Origin of the sequence: Mycolicibacterium neworleansense (genome assembly GCF_001245615.1) — a bacterium.
Classification (GTDB): domain Bacteria; phylum Actinomycetota; class Actinomycetes; order Mycobacteriales; family Mycobacteriaceae; genus Mycobacterium; species Mycobacterium neworleansense.
This window is the reverse complement of the sequence record NZ_CWKH01000001.1, coordinates 3,004,671-3,021,092: the sequence shown is the minus strand read 5'-3', so window position 1 is coordinate 3,021,092 and position 16,422 is coordinate 3,004,671. Positions and strand designations below refer to the sequence as shown.

The 16,422-nt window shown below is 67.7% G+C and carries 20 protein-coding genes; 11 read left to right on the top strand and 9 right to left on the bottom strand.

Translation table 11 applies throughout. The annotated features are described in order from the left end of the window. The first annotated feature begins 43 nt into the window (after positions 1-43). Positions 44-511, top strand: coding sequence for an SRPBCC family protein (locus BN2156_RS14435; RefSeq protein WP_090514920.1), 468 nt, complete (start codon positions 44-46; stop codon positions 509-511). A gap of 3 nt (positions 512-514) precedes the next feature. Here the strand turns inward: BN2156_RS14435 and BN2156_RS14430 are convergent, their stop codons facing one another. After that, entirely contained in the window at positions 515-2,029 is a 1,515-nt protein-coding gene (locus BN2156_RS14430) for a flotillin family protein (protein ID WP_090514917.1), read from the bottom strand. 55 nt (positions 2,030-2,084) lie between these two features. Further along, positions 2,085-2,579, bottom strand: coding sequence for an NfeD family membrane protein (locus BN2156_RS14425; RefSeq protein ID WP_210436608.1), 495 nt, complete (start codon positions 2,577-2,579; stop codon positions 2,085-2,087). 332 nt (positions 2,580-2,911) lie between these two features. Between BN2156_RS14425 and infA the strand changes: the two genes are divergently transcribed. The 8 genes from infA to truA all read left to right on the top strand — a co-directional run bounded on the left by infA (position 2,912) and on the right by truA (position 7,563). Further along, entirely contained in the window at positions 2,912-3,133 is a 222-nt protein-coding gene (gene infA / locus BN2156_RS14420; RefSeq protein WP_003418601.1) for a translation initiation factor IF-1, read from the top strand. An 86-nt stretch (positions 3,134-3,219) separates the two neighbouring features. Next, positions 3,220-3,333: a 50S ribosomal protein L36 gene (gene rpmJ, locus BN2156_RS14415; protein WP_003879483.1), complete on the top strand. Its 114-nt coding sequence runs from the start codon at positions 3,220-3,222 to the stop codon at positions 3,331-3,333. 190 nt (positions 3,334-3,523) lie between these two features. Then, positions 3,524-3,898 (top strand): 30S ribosomal protein S13, encoded by a 375-nt coding sequence (gene rpsM, locus BN2156_RS14410; RefSeq protein ID WP_004571523.1) that lies wholly within the window; start codon positions 3,524-3,526, stop codon positions 3,896-3,898. Positions 3,899-3,903: 5 nt separating this feature from the next. Next, positions 3,904-4,317, top strand: a complete 414-nt coding sequence (rpsK, locus tag BN2156_RS14405; protein WP_004571524.1) for a 30S ribosomal protein S11 — start codon at positions 3,904-3,906, stop codon at positions 4,315-4,317. Positions 4,318-4,331: 14 nt separating this feature from the next. Beyond that, complete coding sequence (gene rpsD / locus BN2156_RS14400; RefSeq protein ID WP_090514912.1) at positions 4,332-4,937, top strand: 30S ribosomal protein S4; 606 nt, start codon at positions 4,332-4,334, stop codon at positions 4,935-4,937. 75 nt (positions 4,938-5,012) lie between these two features. Beyond that, complete coding sequence (locus tag BN2156_RS14395) at positions 5,013-6,068, top strand: DNA-directed RNA polymerase subunit alpha (protein ID WP_019347690.1); 1,056 nt, start codon at positions 5,013-5,015, stop codon at positions 6,066-6,068. Positions 6,069-6,128: 60 nt separating this feature from the next. Next, complete coding sequence (gene rplQ / locus BN2156_RS14390) at positions 6,129-6,686, top strand: 50S ribosomal protein L17 (RefSeq protein ID WP_090514910.1); 558 nt, start codon at positions 6,129-6,131, stop codon at positions 6,684-6,686. Positions 6,687-6,699: 13 nt separating this feature from the next. Further along, a complete protein-coding gene (gene truA / locus BN2156_RS14385) occupies positions 6,700-7,563 on the top strand; it encodes a tRNA pseudouridine(38-40) synthase TruA (RefSeq protein WP_090515934.1) in 864 nt (287 codons plus the stop codon). Between the two features lie 120 nt (positions 7,564-7,683). Here truA and BN2156_RS14380 read toward each other — a convergent pair whose 3' ends face one another. The 5 genes from BN2156_RS14380 to BN2156_RS14360 form a co-directional block, all read right to left on the bottom strand. Beyond that, positions 7,684-8,331: a cutinase family protein gene (locus BN2156_RS14380; RefSeq protein ID WP_090514907.1), complete on the bottom strand. Its 648-nt coding sequence runs from the start codon at positions 8,329-8,331 to the stop codon at positions 7,684-7,686. A gap of 90 nt (positions 8,332-8,421) precedes the next feature. Beyond that, positions 8,422-9,111 carry a cutinase family protein gene (locus tag BN2156_RS14375; protein WP_090514905.1) on the bottom strand — a complete coding sequence of 230 codons (690 nt, stop codon included), beginning with the start codon at positions 9,109-9,111 and terminating at the stop codon, positions 8,422-8,424. Positions 9,112-9,150: 39 nt separating this feature from the next. Continuing rightward, a complete protein-coding gene (locus BN2156_RS14370; RefSeq protein WP_090514902.1) occupies positions 9,151-9,834 on the bottom strand; it encodes a cutinase family protein in 684 nt (227 codons plus the stop codon). 25 nt (positions 9,835-9,859) lie between these two features. Beyond that, on the bottom strand, positions 9,860-10,522 hold the full coding sequence (locus tag BN2156_RS14365; RefSeq protein ID WP_090514899.1) for a cutinase family protein: 663 nt from the start codon (positions 10,520-10,522) through the stop codon (positions 9,860-9,862). 25 nt (positions 10,523-10,547) lie between these two features. Beyond that, positions 10,548-11,585 carry an EamA family transporter gene (locus BN2156_RS14360; protein WP_090514897.1) on the bottom strand — a complete coding sequence of 346 codons (1,038 nt, stop codon included), beginning with the start codon at positions 11,583-11,585 and terminating at the stop codon, positions 10,548-10,550. 91 nt (positions 11,586-11,676) lie between these two features. On the opposite strand from BN2156_RS14360, the gene BN2156_RS14355 reads away from it, so the two are divergent. Both BN2156_RS14355 and eccB read left to right on the top strand, forming a co-directional pair. Next, complete coding sequence (locus BN2156_RS14355) at positions 11,677-12,228, top strand: CGNR zinc finger domain-containing protein (protein ID WP_162490862.1); 552 nt, start codon at positions 11,677-11,679, stop codon at positions 12,226-12,228. A 137-nt stretch (positions 12,229-12,365) separates the two neighbouring features. Next, the gene (eccB, locus tag BN2156_RS14350) at positions 12,366-13,769 is read left to right on the top strand and encodes a type VII secretion protein EccB (RefSeq protein ID WP_090514892.1); all 1,404 of its coding nucleotides are present in this window, start codon (positions 12,366-12,368) and stop codon (positions 13,767-13,769) included. Here eccB and mycP read toward each other — a convergent pair. Further along, entirely contained in the window at positions 13,722-15,095 is a 1,374-nt protein-coding gene (mycP, locus tag BN2156_RS14345; RefSeq protein ID WP_090514889.1) for a type VII secretion-associated serine protease mycosin, read from the bottom strand. The two genes, eccB and mycP, sit on opposite strands and share 48 nt — an antisense overlap. Next, a complete protein-coding gene (gene eccD / locus BN2156_RS14340) occupies positions 15,044-16,387 on the bottom strand; it encodes a type VII secretion integral membrane protein EccD (protein WP_090514887.1) in 1,344 nt (447 codons plus the stop codon). The genes mycP and eccD overlap by 52 nt, the downstream gene beginning before the upstream one ends. Between the last annotated feature and the right edge of the window lie 35 nt (positions 16,388-16,422).

The window sequence follows — 16,422 nt, the reverse complement described above, 5'->3', positions numbered from 1 at the left end:
TCCCGTCGTGGTCGCCCCGGCCGGGCTCCTAGAATCCGCTTTCGTGACTGTTCTCGAATTTTCCGATTCGGTTGTTGTTGCGATTGATCCGGATTCGGCCTACGCCCTGGTCTCCGACGTCTCCCGGATGGGGGAGTGGAGTCCGGTCTGCAAGTCGTGCTGGTGGGACGACCCCGCTGCGGGTGCGGTCGCCGGAGCCTGGTTCACCGGCCGCAACGTCACGCCGGAGCGCACCTGGGACACCCGCAGCCAGGTGGTCGTCGCCGATCCGGGTCGTCAGTTCACCTGGGAGGTCAACGACGGTTGGGTCCGGTGGGGGTTCCATCTCGAACCTGCCGAGGGCGGTACCAGGGTCACCCAGGCATGGACCTTCTTGCCGAAGGGCATCGCCGGCTTCCGCGACCGCTTCGGTGAGCGGGCCGACGACGAGATCGCCGCGCGCAGCGAGGCCGCACTGACCGGGATCCCGGAAACCCTCGCGGCGATCAAACGCACCGCCGAGGCCGGTTGACCGTCAGTTGTCGGCGGGGTGACCGTCTCGATTGAGCATGGCGGCCACGTCGATTCCTGAGGCCTTGAGCGACTCCAGGATGTTGGACACCGCGAGCGGGCTGATGCCGAGCAGGCTCCCGACTGCGCCCTGGGTGTCGTTCGACCCGCCGATGATCGACAGCCGGTCGATCTCGGCCAGCGGTGCGGCCGCCGCCTCGGTCGCCTTGACCACCGAGGCCAGCACGTCGGGCAGCATCAGCAGACGCGCGGCGTCGGCCGTGTAGCCGTTGAGCGCGGCGGCGATCTCCTTCTTACCGTTGGCCTCGGCCAGCAGCTTGGCCTCGATACCGGCGGCTTCGGCCTGCTGTTCGACGCGCAGTGCATCGGCCAGTTCCTTCTTACCGGCGGCCTCGGCGACCAGCTTGGCCTGCAAGCTGTCGGCCTCGGCCTGCTTCTCGACGCGAAGGGCGTCGGCGGCGGCCTTACGGGCATCGGCCTCGGCCTGGCCCTTGCGTCGCTCGGTCTCGGCGGCGGCTTCGGCGGCCAGGATCGAGGACTGGCGCTGGCCCTCGGCGATCGCGATGTCGGCCTGCCGCTTCGCCTCGGCCGGCGCGATCACGTCGGCCTGCAGGGCGGCCTGGGCCTGCTCGGCGCGACGCTGCTCCACCTCGATGCGGGCCTGCACCCGGGCGGCCTCGGCCTGTTCGATCGCGATGCCGACGTCCTTTTGGGCGCGGGCGTTGGCCAGCGGCCCGGCCTGGTCGGCCTGGGCGTTCTCGGCCTCGGTCTGTGCGCGCAGCCGGGCCAGTTCCACATCGCGCTTCTGATTGGCGGTGGCGATCGCGGTGTCAGCCTCGGCCTGGGCGATCGACCCCTCCTGGCGGGCCTTGGCCGACTGGATCTGGGCGTCACGCTCGGCCTCGGCGGTGCCGACCGTGGCGTCCCGCTTCACCTCGGCGATGCGGCGCTGGCCGAGCGACTTCAGGTAGTCGTTGGCATCGGAGATGCCGGCGATCTTGAGGACGTCGACCTCCATGCCGATCCGGGCCAGGTCGCCGCCGGCCTCCTCGACCACGCTGCGGGCCAGGCTGTCGCGGTTGGAGTTGAGGTCCTCGACGGTCATGGTCGCGGTGATGCCGCGCAGCGAACCGGCCAGGATCTCGTTGATCTGCCGCTGCAACTCGTTGAGGTCGGAGGTCAGGAAGCGCTGCACCGCGGTCTGCACGGCCTCGTCGGCCGAGCCGATGCGAACCAGCCCGACCGCCTCGACGTTGACGGGCACCCCGTTGTTGGACAGGGCGTTCTGCAGGTTGATGCTGACGTTGAACGGTTCCAGGCTCATGATGTCGACCCGTTCGATGCCGGGCATCCGGAACCGGGCCCCGCCACGGACCACCTTCGGTGTGCCGCGGCCGGTGAACACTGCCACCTCGTTGGGCGGCACCTTGATGTAGTTCTTGACGTAGATCAGCGGCAGCACCACCAGGATCAGGATGGCGGCGATGGCGGCCAGGACGACGATGAGCAGCAGGGACACTGTGGTGCCTTTCTGACGGTTCGTGCTCGGGTACTACTCAGGTTTCTGGGACAGCTCAGGTCTCCGGAACTGCGACGACATGGACGAAGTCCGGGTCGATGTCGGAGATGTAGACGCGGGTCGCCTTGGGCAGCGCGTCGGCTTCGTCGCTCTTGGCGCGGGAGAAGACCCGGTTGCCGTCGGCGTCGACGAAGGAGATCTCGCCCCAGCCGCCCGGCGGGACCTCGAGGGTGACCGTGCCGAGCAGGCCCACATAGGAGGACCGGCCCCGGTGCGAGTTGGATTGCTGGCGGCGCATGTAGGGCAGCAGCAGCCCGTTGAGGAGGAACACCAGCACGACGGCGCAGGCAGCGGCCAGCGCCGCGCTCCACACCGTGCCCAGTCCGAGCCAGGTGCCGGCCAGACCACCGGTTCCGGCGCCGAGCAGGCCGACCGACAGTCCGGTCAGGCTCAGGAACGGCATTCCGTCCCCGTGGCCGACGTCGGCGAGCAGGAGGGCGGCCAGTACGGCGATGCCGCCGACGACGAACGCGGCCAGGTACACAGCCATCACGTGCTCGTGGTCTCCGTTCGGCGGGTGCGCGGATCAGTCCGTACAATTCTCACCTGTGCGGGGGCTGCGCCGCGCACCAATCTGCGGCCGGGATATGAGGTGGCCCGAGCTGATCAGCCGTGATTTTGGCGCAGGCCGTCGAGCGGGTATTGTGGACCAACGGTGCGGCTATCGTGCCGACTTTTTGCGTGCCCCGTCTTGGAACTGCTGATTTTCTGCAATTTCGTCTGGATCCGGCTCACGTTTTGAAGTTGGTCGCCGGCAGCATCACGACGGGCTGCATTGCGACTAATGAAGCTACGAAACGAAAGCAAGGATCGCCGAACAGCATGGCCAAGAAAGACGGTGCCATCGAGGTCGAGGGTCGCGTGGTCGAACCTCTGCCCAATGCGATGTTCCGCATTGAGCTGGAGAACGGACACAAGGTCCTGGCCCACATCAGCGGCAAGATGCGGCAGCACTACATCCGCATCCTGCCCGAGGACCGGGTAGTGGTGGAGCTCTCTCCATACGACCTGTCCCGGGGCCGCATCGTGTACCGGTACAAGTGACCCGATAGAAGCCCGACCAGTAACGACGAGAAGGGTGCCGCGCTGACGTGCGCGACACCTACAGAGCCAGAAGGATCGAAACAGCCGTGAAGGTGAACCCGAGCGTCAAGCCCATCTGCGATAAGTGCAGGGTGATCCGCCGGCATGGGCGGGTCATGGTGATCTGCAGCGATCCCCGCCACAAGCAGCGGCAGGGCTAGACCGTCCGGATACGGACGGCACACCACAACTGAATGATGAACTCCCAGCACCACTGAACGGATACGCCGTTCATCCGCGATGAGCACTCATCCACGTCCGGTACGGAGGCCGGACCCCTTCAGAGCCCTTAGGGGCTGATGGGAACGGGCTGGGACCAGACCTCCGCAAGAGAAGAAGGAACACCGCCACATGGCACGCCTCGTGGGCGTTGATCTTCCGCGCGACAAGCGCATGGAGATCGCGCTGACCTACATCTACGGCATCGGCCGTACCCGTTCGAACGAGATTCTCGCCGCGACGGGCATCGACAAGAACATGCGCACCAAGGACCTGACCGACGATCAGGTGACCGTTCTGCGCGACTACATCGAAGGCAACCTCAAGGTTGAGGGTGACCTGCGCCGCGAGGTGCAGGCCGACATTCGCCGCAAGATCGAGATCGGCTGCTACCAGGGCCTGCGGCACCGCCGTGGCCTGCCGGTGCGTGGCCAGCGGACCAAGACCAACGCGCGTACCCGCAAGGGCCCGAAGCGCACCATCGCCGGCAAGAAGAAGGCTAGGTAACCCCGATGGCACCACCGAAGAAGGCCGCGGGCGCCAAGCGCGGCAAGACCACTCGTCGCCGGGAAAAGAAGAACGTCCCGCACGGCGCCGCTCACATCAAGAGCACGTTCAACAACACGATCGTCTCGATCACCGATCCCCAGGGCAACGTCATCGCCTGGGCGTCGTCGGGCCATGTCGGCTTCAAGGGTTCGCGTAAGTCGACCCCGTTCGCCGCGCAGCTGGCCGCCGAGAACGCCGCCCGCAAGGCGCAGGAGCACGGCGTGAAGAAGGTCGACGTGTTCGTGAAGGGCCCCGGTTCGGGCCGTGAGACCGCTATCCGCTCGCTGCAGGCCGCCGGCCTCGAGGTGGGCGCGATTTCCGACGTCACTCCGCAGCCGCACAACGGCTGCCGTCCGCCCAAGCGGCGCCGGGTCTAGGGAGGATTTAGAAAATGGCTCGTTACACCGGCCCCGCCACCCGCAAGTCGCGTCGTCTCGGCGTCGACCTGGTCGGCGGAGATCAGTCGTTCGAAAAGCGCCCCTACCCGCCCGGCCAGCACGGCCGCGCGCGGATCAAGGAGAGCGAATACCGCACCCAGCTGCAGGAGAAGCAGAAGGCTCGCTTCACCTACGGCGTGCTGGAGAAGCAGTTCCGCAAGTACTACGAAGAGGCCAACCGCAAGGCCGGCAAGACGGGTGAGAACCTGCTCCAGATCCTGGAGAGCCGGCTGGACAACGTGGTGTACCGCGCCGGCCTGGCGCGCACCCGCCGGATGGCCCGTCAGCTGGTCAGCCACGGCCACTTCACCGTCAACGGTGTCAAGGTGAACATCCCGAGCTTCCGGGTGTCGCAGTACGACATCATCGACGTCAAGGAGAAGTCGCTCAACACCCTGCCGTTCGAGGTTGCTCGGCAGACCGCGGGTGAGCGTCCGATCCCGTCGTGGCTGCAGGTCGTCGGGGAGCGTCAGCGCATCCTGGTGCACCAGCTGCCCGAGCGCGCCCAGATCCAGGTGCCGCTCGCCGAACAGCTCATCGTCGAGTTCTACTCGAAGTAATGACCTATCCGGCCATCCGGCCGGTAGGTACCCAGACGGCATCAAATAGCGGGTGCCGAGAAGGAGAAATAGAAAATGCTGATCTCTCAGCGACCCACACTGTCCGAGGAAACCCTCGCCGACAACCGCTCCAAGTTCGTCATCGAGCCGCTGGAGCCCGGTTTCGGTTACACGCTGGGTAACTCGCTGCGGCGCACGCTGCTGTCGTCCATTCCGGGCGCAGCGGTCACGAGCATCCGCATCGACGGTGTGCTGCACGAGTTCACCACCGTCCCCGGGGTGAAGGAAGACGTCACCGACATCATCCTGAACCTGAAGGGCCTGGTCGTGTCCTCCGAAGAGGACGAGCCCGTCACCATGTACCTGCGCAAGCAGGGCCCGGGTGCGGTCACCGCCGGTGACATCGTGCCTCCGGCCGGTGTGACCGTGCACAACCCGGACATGCACATCGCCACCCTGAACGACAAGGGCAAGCTGGAGGTCGAGCTCGTCGTCGAGCGTGGCCGTGGCTACGTCCCCGCCGTTCAGAACAAGGCCTCGGGTGCCGAAATCGGCCGTATCCCGGTCGATTCCATCTACAGCCCCGTGCTGAAGGTGACCTACAAGGTTGAGGCCACCCGCGTCGAGCAGCGCACCGACTTCGACAAGCTGATCCTCGATGTCGAGACCAAGAACTCGATCAGCCCGCGGGACGCCCTGGCGTCGGCCGGCAAGACCCTGGTCGAGCTGTTCGGTCTGGCACGGGAACTCAACGTCGAGGCCGAGGGCATCGAGATCGGCCCGTCGCCGGCCGAGGCAGACCACATCGCCAGCTTCGCGCTGCCGATCGACGATCTGGACCTGACCGTCCGTTCGTACAACTGCCTCAAGCGCGAGGGGGTGCACACGGTGGGCGAGCTCGTCGCCCGCACGGAGTCCGACCTGCTGGACATCCGTAACTTCGGCCAGAAGTCCATCGACGAGGTGAAGATCAAGCTGCACCAGCTGGGTCTCTCGCTCAAGGACAGCCCGGCCACGTTCGATCCGTCCGAGGTCGCCGGTTACGACGCCGCCACCGGCACCTGGACCGCGGATGCCGGCGGTTATGACCTGGATGACACCCAGGACTACGCCGAGACCGAGCAGCTCTAAAGAATTACCGTCCCGGTCCTACCTGATACGGGGACCGGCCCCATTTAGGAGATAGTCGCAATGCCCAAGCCCACCAAGGGTGCCCGCCTCGGCGGGTCGTCCTCGCACCAGAAGGCGATCCTGGCCAACCTGGCCACCTCGCTCTTCGAGCACGGCCGCATCAAGACGACCGAACCCAAGGCCCGGGCTTTGCGTCCGTACGCCGAGAAGCTGATCACCCACGCCAAGAAGGGTGAACTGCACAACCGGCGTGAGGTGATGAAGAAGATCCGCGACAAGGACGTCGTGCACGTCCTGTTCGCCGAGATCGGTCCCTTCTTCGCCGATCGCGAGGGTGGCTACACCCGCATCATCAAGGTCGAGAACCGTAAGGGCGACAACGCGCCCATGGCGGTCATCGAGCTGGTGCGGGAGAAGACCGTGACCTCCGAGGCCGACCGCGCTCGTCGTGCGGCCGCCGCGCAGGCCAAGGCTGCCGAGGCCGAGGCTCCCAAGGCTGAAGAGGCCGAGGAAGCCGCCGAGGAGACCCCGGTCGCCGAGGCTGAGGCCGAGGACGCCGCCGTCGCTGACGCCGAGACGGCTGAGGCTGCGGCTGAGGACGACGCTGCCAAGTCGTAGCGAGAACATGGACATGCCCGCCACCGAATCCGGTGGCGGGCATGTTCGTTTGCGCCTGGACATTGCCTATGACGGAACGGATTTCGCGGGCTGGGCGGTGCAGGCCGGTCAGCGCACCGTGGCCGGGGTGATCGACGAGGCACTCTCGACGGTCTTCCGTACGCCGGTGGTGACGCGCACCGCGGGCCGAACCGACACCGGGGTGCATGCCTCCGGTCAGGTCGCCCACGTCGACATTCCCGCCGACGCGCTGTCACATGCCTATCCGCGGACCACCCGCCCCGGCGATGCCGAATTCACGCCGCTGGTGCGGCGATTGGGGCGGTTGCTGTCGACCGATGTCCGGATCCGCGACATCGTGCGCGCACCAGCGGGTTTCGACGCCAGATTTTCCGCGCTGCGACGGCACTACACGTACCGACTCAGCCTCGCCCCCTACGGCGTCGAGCCGGCCGAGGCGCGGTTCGTCACACCATGGTCCAAACCGCTGGACCTCGACGCGATGACCGCGGCCTCACGGGAATTGCTGGGGCTCAACGATTTTGCGGCGTTCTGCCGCCATCGCCCGGGTGCGACGACCATCCGCGACCTGCAACGGCTGGAGTGGGTGCGTGACGGCTTCTACGTGACGGCCTATGTCACCGCGGATGCGTTCTGCTGGAACATGGTTCGCTCCTTGGTTGGTGCGCTGCTCGCGGTGGGGGAAGGTAGGCGACCAGCGTCGTGGACCGCCGGGCTGCTGGGTGAGACGAGCCGGTCCAGTGATTTCGCCGCTGCCCCTGCCCGTGGGCTCACGCTGGTCCAGGTCGATTACCCGGCCGATGATGAGCTCGAGGCTCGCAATCTGATCACCCGCGATGTGCGGACGGTCGACTGAGCGCGGCAGTACACCGTGTTCTACTCCTGGCTCGTAGGTCACATGGTCCAGCGACCTCTCAGGGTGGAATGCGGTGCCCGCATGCCGTCGGGAACTTCGGCCGAAGGTTATCCGCCGCCCTCAGAGCCGTGCGGAGACGAACCTCGCGGCCTGGGCCACCATGCCTGACCGGATGTAGCCGGGCGCCAGGTGATCCTGCCACCCGGCTCGCCAGTTGTACGGGCTGCTCGGGTTGCAGACCGGGTCATCGGAGTGGCACAAGTCGATGGTGCGGTTCCGATAGGCCGGGTTCAGCAGGGTGATCGGCGCGGCCCAGTTGGCGCCGTTGCCGAACAGCGCCACCGCTGCGACGTGTCGTTCGGAGCCGGCCGGCAGCGGGCTGTTGAAGGTGAATGCCGAGATGGGCATTGCCAGAACGAGATCGGTTGCCGCGGCGCCCAGTGAGTATCCGCCCAGCACGAGTTTGGTTCTCGGGCAGTTGCGCATCATCCACTGCACGCGCCGGCTCATGTCGTTGGCGCCCATGTCGACCTGGGTGTCGGCCGGGTACTTCACGGGGTAGAGGCTGATGTTCGGGCCGCGCAGGGTGCGAAGAGCGTTGACGAACGCAGCGCCGACCTGCCCGGGACCCGGGGGCTCCATGCGGCCGCGGGCGAACACCACCTCTGCAGGCGGACAACTGGCGGCCGTGGCGGCGCCAATCATGCTGGGCGCCACGACTATCGGCGCCACGACCGCAGTCAGAGCGGTGGTCAGTGCGGCCAACATACGATGGCCAATCACGCGTTAGATGGTATTGACGATCGCGTCGAGAATAGGTGCCGGTCCGGCAACGATCCGGCGACGAAGTGTGTCGCGTCAGAGCCGGCCGGCGACGAAATCGGCCGCCTGGTTGACCATCCCGCCATCGATGTAGGCGCCGGCCAGGTGATCGGGCCAGTTGTTCTTCCAGGTGTCCGGGTCGGCCGGGTTGCAGATCGGGTCGGCACCGTGGCACAGCTCGATGGTCCGGTCGGCGTAGATCGGGCTGAAGCGGGTGATGGGTCCGACCCACGCGGCCCCGTTGCCGAACAGGGCAACAGCAGCGATGTGCCCGTCTGCGCCGGCGGGCAGCGGCGTCTTGAAGCCGAACCCGGTGAACGGGACGGCCAGCACCACGTCGGCAACAGCCGCGCCCAGTGAGTACCCGCCGATCACCAACCGGGTATCCGGGCAGTTGTCCATCATGTACTGGATGTGGCCGCTCATGTCGTTGGCGCCGATGTCGACTTCGGTGTCGGCGGGGTACTTGACGGCATACACGCCGATGTTCTTGTTGGCCTTGGAACGCAGCGCGTTCACGAACGCGTTTCCGAGAGTGCCGACGCCGGCGGGTTCGGTACGGCCACGGGCGAATACCACTTCGACCGGAGGGCACGGGGCGGCATTGGCAGTAGCTACAGCGCCGGGAATGGCAGCCGAGGTGACCGGCAGGACGGCTACAGCCGCGGCAATGATGGCTGCCACACCGATCCAGCGCCGAAGCGTTCGGGCGACGTGGCTATCCATGGGAAGTTTGACCACCTCAGCGATCGTAGCGGACGTGCACTACAGCAGCCCCGCGACGAAGTTCGCGGCATCGTTGGCCGGGCCTTCGTACGCCCGGTGCGCCGGCACACTGTCGCCGTCGCCGCAGATCGGATCGCCGGGGTTGCACAGGTCGATGGCACGAGATCCGTACACCGGGCTGGAGGTCAGCGGCAAACCGAGTTTGGCCGAGGGGTTGCCGAAGACGGCGACCGCGGCGACGTGCTCGGGGACGTTCGGCGGCAGCGGTGCGGTGAACCCGACGGCCGGGAACGGGACGGCGGCGATCACGTCGATGACCGCGGCGCCCTGGGAGTATCCGCCCAGCACCAGGCGGGTGTTGGGGCAGTTGTCCACCATCCACTGGATGTGGCCCGAGGCGTCGTTGGCGCCACCGGCGGCGGCCAGGAAGTCGAAGCTGGCCGGGTAGTTCACCGCATAGGCACCGACCGAACGGCCACCGACCTTGTTGCGCAGCGAGCTGACGAAGGCGTTGCCGATCCGGCCGAGGCCAGGCGTGTCATTGGTGCCGCGGGCGAAAACCACCTCGATATCGGGGCAGTCCGCGGCTTTGGCGGTCGGCAGCGCCGCTCCGAGACCCGTGCCGGGGTTGGTGGGCACCACGACGGGGGCGACGACGGCGGCGGCAGCGGTCAGCGCTGCCGCCACGAACACAGTGCAGCGACGAACAAGATCAATGGCCACACCGAATCCTAACGTCTGTTTGCCACTAAACGATTCCCGCGACGAAGTTCACAGCCTGATCGGCCATGCCGACGTAATCACTGTGCGCGAACGGGTTCCGGCCGCGTGAGCAGATCGGGTCCCCGTCCTTGCAGATGTCGATCGCCTTGCCACCGAAGACCGACGAGGTGATCGGAATGCCGAACTTGGCCGACGGGTTCCCGAACACGGCAACGGCGGCGACCTGGGGCACCAGGTCTCCGGAAAGGGGCGGGGCCGACCCGATTTCGCCGACCCGGTTGCCGAGCGGCGGGATGCCCGCCAGCATGTCCACGACCGCGGCACCCTGGGAGTAGCCGCCGAGTACCACCTTGGTGGACGGGCAGCTGGACGCCAGCGTGGCGATGCGGTTGGCGGCGTCGTTGGCGCCGTCGGCGGCCGCCAGGAAGTCGTAGCTGGCCGGGTAGTTCACCGCGTAGGTGCTGACGGTGCGGCCGCCGAGTCGGGAGCTCAGTCCGTCGGCGAAGGCCTGGCCTGGCCGGCCCAGTCCGGGTGCGTCATTGGTGCCGCGGGCGAAGATGACCTCGACGTCGGAGCACGGTGCCGCCGCGGCGGGCGCGGCGAGCGCCAGCGGGAAAGCCGCGCTGACCAGGGTTGAGACGATCGCGGCCACCCGGGCCGACTTCCGGAGGAGACTCACGGGGGACATATTCACACAAAATGGTTAGCCGCGGCTAATCGTTTGGCCGTTCCGAAGTCTCCTGCAAAGCCATATCGGGCCAGGTCGCGAGCTCGATCTGGCTGGCTGCTCCGGGGTCCGTCGGCTCGGTGCGGTCGCCCTGACGGGCCACCGCCAGTCCCATGAGAACCACTACGCCGCCGATTGCCTGGCTCACCGACATGGCCTCGCCGAGCATGATCCAGGCGATCAGGACCGCGAACAGGACCTCCGAGAGGCCGACCAGGGAGGCGAAGCGCGGCTTGAGCCTGGCGATCCCGACGATGCCGAGGGTGTAGGCCAGGGCGGTGGGGATCAGCCCCAGTGCGATCACCGGCACCACCCACGCGGTGGTGTACCCGGCGATGGTGACCGGGTTGGTGGTGAAGGTCAGCGGCATGACTCCGGCGACACCGAGCAGTGTCACGGCCGCGGTCCCGATGATCAGGCCGCCTGCGGCCAGGCTGATCGGGCTGAGTCCGTCGCCGTCGGTGCTGGCCTTGTTGGACATCATGAAGTAGCAGGCGGCGCACACGGCGGCGGCCAGACCCCAGGTCACACCGGTGAGGTTGATCTGGGCTCCGCTGAAGACGTCGAGCACCAGGATGATGCCGGCGATGGCGACGGCCACCCCGCCGAAAGTCATGGCACTGGGGCGGTGCCGGGTGGTGGCCCAGACCCAGCCGACGACGAGGATCGGCGCGGTGTACTCGAGGAGCAGTGCCACGCCGACCGAAAGATGCGCGACGGCGTTGTAGTAGCAGAGTTGCGCCCCGGCGATCGGGATCAGGCCGTAGCCGACGACGGTCTTGGCATGGCCGAGCACTTCGCGGAGCCAGCCGGGCCGCACGATGCTGGCGAAGACGGCCATGATGATCGCGCCGCCGGCGAGCCGGGCGGTGACGGCCGCGGTGGGACTCCAACCGGCTTCCATCAGTGCTTTGGCGAAGGGGCCCGATGAGCCGAATGCGAGCGCGGAGCTCACGGCGAACAGTAGTCCGAGCCGGAAGTGGTTGTCGGCGGTCGTGCGATCGAGCTGGGCTTCGGCAGTCATCGGTACACCTCCCCGGGGCGTGTCATGAGTAAAATTGATTATGGTAATGACAGTAAGGTAGAACTTACGGCGACAGGGGGTCATGAGTCAAATGCTTTTTACCTATGACACGGAGCTCACGCTCCGCGCCGCGATGGTGTTGGTGAACACCGATCGGGTAGAGGGCGAACAACTGGCTGACCAGTCCGATCTGAGCGCCTACCTGGATGACTTCGGCTGGACCGGCCGGCGTGACCGCGACGACGCCGAACTGAAGGCTGTCCGCGCACTGCGCACGCGCCTCGGGGAGATCTGGACGGTGGCCGACGACGAGGAGGAAGCAGTCCGTCGGGTCAACGCCCTGCTGAGCGACACCAAGGCGGCGCCGTGGCTGACCCGGCACAAAGAGATGCCGGAGTGGCACCTGCACCTGGCTTCGGTTGATGACCCGCTGGCTCAGCGGATGGGCGCGGAGATGGCGATGGCGCTGGCCGACCTGATCCGTGGCGGCGAGCTGCGTCGTCTCAAGATCTGCGCGGCGCCCGACTGCGAGGCCGTGTTGACCGACCTGTCGCGCAACCGCTCGCGCATCTTCTGCGACACGGGCAACTGCGGCAACCGGCAGCACGTCGCGGCCTACCGGCAGCGTCAGCGCGAGGACTGAATCAGTTACATCATGTGCTGTCGGCTGCTGAGCGCCGAGGGCATTTTCGATCTCACGGCCGTGTCGTGATCCCGTGAGGCCGCAATCACTGCGCGGGAGGTGCTCCAGGCCGGGTTAGGGTGATCGCCGGGGGACACATGGCACGGCGATCGGCCACTCGGCTACAGCTCAGCGGGCATCGATTCCTGTTGCGGCGCATGGCACACGCGATGGTTCGCGGTGATGCCCGGATGCTCGACGATCCATTGCGTGCCCAGGCGGTGGCCTACGCTGCCGGGTGCGCGGTGGCAGCCATCGCGATCGCGGTGTGCGCGGTGCTCGCGGTGGTGCGTCCGGGTTCGGCGCCTGGCGATGCGCCGATCCTGATGGCGCGTGACACCGGTGCCCTCTACGTGCGGATCGCCGACGCCGTGCACCCGGTGCCCAACCTCGCCTCGGCCCGGCTCATCGTCGGCGCGCCGGCGGACCCGGTGGTGGTCGACGACGCGGCGATTGCCAAGGTCCGGCGCGGGCCGCAGGTCGGGATTCCGGGTGCACCTGCCCAGATCGGAACACCGCTGAGTCTCGACGAGTCGGGCTGGGCGACGTGCGATGTCGCTGAGCCGGCCGAGACCGTGCTGGTGGCGGGCGGGACCGGACCCGAGACGTCTCCGCTGCTGGACGGTCAGGCCCTGTTGGTGTCAGCACGCGCGGTAGGAGCGTCGACCTACCTGCTCGCCGACGGACGGCGTGCCCGGGTGGATCTGCGCGACATCGCCGTCGTGCGGGCTTTGCACCTGGAAGGTGTGTCACCGCTCCCGGTTTCGCAGACCCTGCTGGACGCTGTGCCCGAAGTGCCCGCGCTGCAGGCCCCGTTGATCGCCGGCGTGGGCACTCCCGGACCCGCCGCGCTGGGCGGCCTGACCGTGGGGACCGTGATCCGCGTGGTGCGTGCCGGGCCCACCGAGTTCTATGTGGTGCTTGCCGACGGATTGCAACGTGTCGGCCGGGTGGCGTCCGACGTCATCCGCTTCAGCGTGGTACAGCAGCATGACGAACCTCCCGTCGTCCCCGCCGATGTGGTGGCCGATGTGCCGGTGGCTGACCACCTCGAGGTGGCCCGGTTTCCCGAGCGGGTACTGCCCCGTGGACGAGCCGTCTTATGCGCACGCTGGGATCCGAGGCAACCTGACGGCGATACGAATACGACTGTGGCGACCGCGGATTCACTGCAGGGTGACAGCGTGCAGTTGGCCCAGGCCGACGGCGACGGGCCGAACGTCGATCGCGTGCAGATCCCCGCGGGTCGCAGCGTGCTGCTGCAGGCCGGCAGTGTGGTCCGCGGGGGCACCGCCGGTGGACCGCTGTATCTGCTGAGCGATCTCGGTGTGCTGTTCGGGATCCACGACGGGACGACTGCCGAACACCTCGGCCTCGGGAACAGAGCCGTTCCCGCACCATGGCCCATGCTGGCCATGCTGCCGCGCGGCCCCGAACTCAGCCGTGACGCGGCCTCAGTCGCTCGGGACGCCGTCCCCGGTCTCCGGACGACACCGGCGTAACCGGTTGGTGGCCAACACCAGTGCGGTCAGGACCGTCGCGCCGACGCACACGGCCGCACCGCCGAATGCGATCCGCCCGGGCCGGGGATCAACCGCTGCGGGCGCCGTCGGTGCCACCGAAACCGGAGCGGTCGGCGCGGCCACGGGCGACGCCGTGCCGCTACTGACCGCGGCCGGCGCGTCGATAACACCGTGCCCGACAAACGGATTCCAGCCGTCGGCGGGGGTGTGGGCCGTGTCTTCGATGCGGCGCATCACCTCTCGGGCACTCAGCTGAGGAAACCGGGACCGCACCAGCGCGGCGAGCCCGGCCACCACCGGCGCGGCATAGCTGGTTCCGGAGATCGGGGCGCCGCGTCCGAGCCTGTCGATCAACTGTTCGCCGTCGGGATGCAGCGACACCAGGTTCTCGCCCGGCGCGGCCACGTCCACCCAGGGACCCGCCAGGCTGAAATCCGATGGGGTGCCGTCGGATCCGACCGATCCCACGCACAGCACGAGATCGTCGTACCAGGCCGGGCTGGAAACCGAGCGCACGCTGTTCCAGTCGGGCTCGCCGGGCGCTCCGACGGTTCCATCCGGCTGCGCACAGCCGCCACCGACGTTGCCTGCCGCGGCGACCACCACCACGTTGCGGACATCGACCGCGTAGCTCAACGCGGCACCGAGGGCGCGGTCATCGGGTGTGGCGGTGGCCGGCACGCACGCAACCGAGGAGATGTTGATGACGGTGGCACCCAGATCGGCCGCGGTGCGCACCGCCATGGCGAGGGTGTCGACATCGCCGACACCGTTCGCTCCGGTGTCTGCGGCGAACTTGTTGCTCGTCTGACGGATGGCCAGGACGGCGGCGTCGGGGGCAACCCCGCTGAATCCGTCGCTCGGTGTGGCAGCGGCGATTCCGGCAACGATCGTGCCGTGACCGTCGCAATCGGCGGTGCCGTCACCGCGGGACACATAGTCGCCGCCGCCGATCAGGTTCGGCAGTAGCCGGTGCCGGGCGACTCCGGTGTCGATCACCGCGATCTTCTGACCGGCGCCGCGGGTGAGCGGCCATACCGCATCGAGCTCGAGGGCGGTGCCCGGCGGAGTGGTGGCGCCGGTGGTGGATCGGAAGCAGGGCCGGCGCTGCTCGGTGGAGGTGAGGGGAGCCGGCGGAGCGGGCTGCGGAAGCAAGGTCTTGTCGATTGCCGGCGGTATGACCGCAGCCGCCGGGGCAACGGGCACCAGCGGAAGTCCGGCGATCAACGTCGCGATCAGTCGGGCTGAGCGTTTCACCGCAATCCCAGGTCGCGAATGAGGTCGAAGGCGCCGGCGAGCCAGCATGCCAGCGGCACCACCGCGGTCAGCGCGGCGTACTCGAGGGCGTCGGCGAGCCGCGCTGCCACGGGGCTCTGGATCGTCACCGGCCAGACGACGGCGATCCCGGCGCCCACGGCGAGTATGCCGGTCCAACTGCCGTGTGCGGGCAGCCATGCCACCACGAGGACGAAAGCCGCGGTGAGCGAGAGGAATCCGCAGATCGCGGGAACTGTGCGGCAGTACACGGACCCGTAGCTTCGTGACCGCAGTAGCAGCGCCACCCCGACGGCCGCGGCGAAGGCGACCTCGATCACCGTGACCTGTTGCAGAGCTGTGAGGGCTAGGACCGCGGTTCCCAGTGCGGCCGTGGCGGAACACCCCGCTATCAGGCTCACCAGGTTCCGGTGTCCGGCGAGCGCCCGGCCCTCGACATCGAACCCGTTGTCTTCCAGGGTTTCCTCCGCATCGGGGTAGGCCGGTATCGGAGGCGTCAGTCCGGCCAGCGCGATCGACAGCCGTGGAGTCAGCGGCAGCAGGCCCACCCCGAGCGCACTCGCCACGGCACCCAGTGCCGGCGTGGCCAACGGCCAGAGCACCGCCACACCTGTCGCCACGGCCAGCAGTCCGGCGACCGTCACGATCGCGAGCAGGAGCTGTGAGCCGTCACGCGATAGGCGGAGCAGGACTGCTCCCAGCGAGCCGGCTGCCGTCGCAGCCAGGAAGAAGTTCGCCGGAGCGGGCCCGGCCGGAACCACGAGGAAGCCGGCAACCGCCACATATGCCACGGCTACGACGTTGAGTGTCGCGACGGTGATCGGGCGCAGACCCAGACGTGGTGCCGTCACCGCGATGCCGGTGACGGCCACAGCCAGTGCCGCGGTGGCGGCGACGCGGTCGAGTCCGACACGGCCCAGCCCGGCCCACATCAACGCCACGAGGCTCAGTGCGGAGGCCCACAGGCAGGCAGCAACACGGAGGCCGGCGGGAAAACCGTCATCGGACGAATCAACGGTCAGCGCGGTGATCAGTGGCCGCTGCGGCGTTGGCTGCTCGCAGGAGGAATCCAGGACCAGCAGATCGCCGTCCCGAATATCGTTCTGCACCAGAGTGACCGACTCGTCCAGCCGGCGACCACCCAGCTGTGCCAGCTGCCAGCGACGCGGGGTCCCGTCCGCGACTCCGAGCGCATCGACGATCCATGGCAGCAGCTCGCCCACGGTCACGGCGGTGGGCAAGGACAGGTCGACGGTGACACCGCGGCCCGGCTCGTGCGGCGTCCCGAAGTGAATCGATACATGGCGCAAGGAATCCGGCATCGCATCACCCCCCCCGGTAGACGCCGATGCATGTC

Bases quoted from the DNA above. Each gene is read 5' to 3' on its own strand.
- BN2156_RS14425 (WP_210436608.1), bottom strand. From the start codon at position 2,579: ATGGCTGTGTACCTGGCCGCGTTCGTCGTCGGCGGCATCGCCGTACTG.
- infA (WP_003418601.1), top strand. From the start codon at position 2,912: ATGGCCAAGAAAGACGGTGCCATCGAGGTCGAGGGTCGCGTGGTCGAA.
- rpsM (WP_004571523.1), top strand. From the start codon at position 3,524: ATGGCACGCCTCGTGGGCGTTGATCTTCCGCGCGACAAGCGCATGGAG.
- rpsK (WP_004571524.1), top strand. From the start codon at position 3,904: ATGGCACCACCGAAGAAGGCCGCGGGCGCCAAGCGCGGCAAGACCACT.
- rpsD (WP_090514912.1), top strand. From the start codon at position 4,332: ATGGCTCGTTACACCGGCCCCGCCACCCGCAAGTCGCGTCGTCTCGGC.
- BN2156_RS14395 (WP_019347690.1), top strand. From the start codon at position 5,013: ATGCTGATCTCTCAGCGACCCACACTGTCCGAGGAAACCCTCGCCGAC.
- rplQ (WP_090514910.1), top strand. From the start codon at position 6,129: ATGCCCAAGCCCACCAAGGGTGCCCGCCTCGGCGGGTCGTCCTCGCAC.
- truA (WP_090515934.1), top strand. From the start codon at position 6,700: ATGCCCGCCACCGAATCCGGTGGCGGGCATGTTCGTTTGCGCCTGGAC.
- BN2156_RS14380 (WP_090514907.1), bottom strand. From the start codon at position 8,331: ATGTTGGCCGCACTGACCACCGCTCTGACTGCGGTCGTGGCGCCGATA.
- BN2156_RS14375 (WP_090514905.1), bottom strand. From the start codon at position 9,111: ATGGATAGCCACGTCGCCCGAACGCTTCGGCGCTGGATCGGTGTGGCA.
- BN2156_RS14365 (WP_090514899.1), bottom strand. From the start codon at position 10,522: ATGTCCCCCGTGAGTCTCCTCCGGAAGTCGGCCCGGGTGGCCGCGATC.
- BN2156_RS14360 (WP_090514897.1), bottom strand. From the start codon at position 11,585: ATGACTGCCGAAGCCCAGCTCGATCGCACGACCGCCGACAACCACTTC.
- BN2156_RS14355 (WP_162490862.1), top strand. From the start codon at position 11,677: ATGCTTTTTACCTATGACACGGAGCTCACGCTCCGCGCCGCGATGGTG.
- eccB (WP_090514892.1), top strand. From the start codon at position 12,366: ATGGCACGGCGATCGGCCACTCGGCTACAGCTCAGCGGGCATCGATTC.
- mycP (WP_090514889.1), bottom strand. From the start codon at position 15,095: ATGCTGGCTCGCCGGCGCCTTCGACCTCATTCGCGACCTGGGATTGCG.
- eccD (WP_090514887.1), bottom strand. From the start codon at position 16,387: ATGCCGGATTCCTTGCGCCATGTATCGATTCACTTCGGGACGCCGCAC.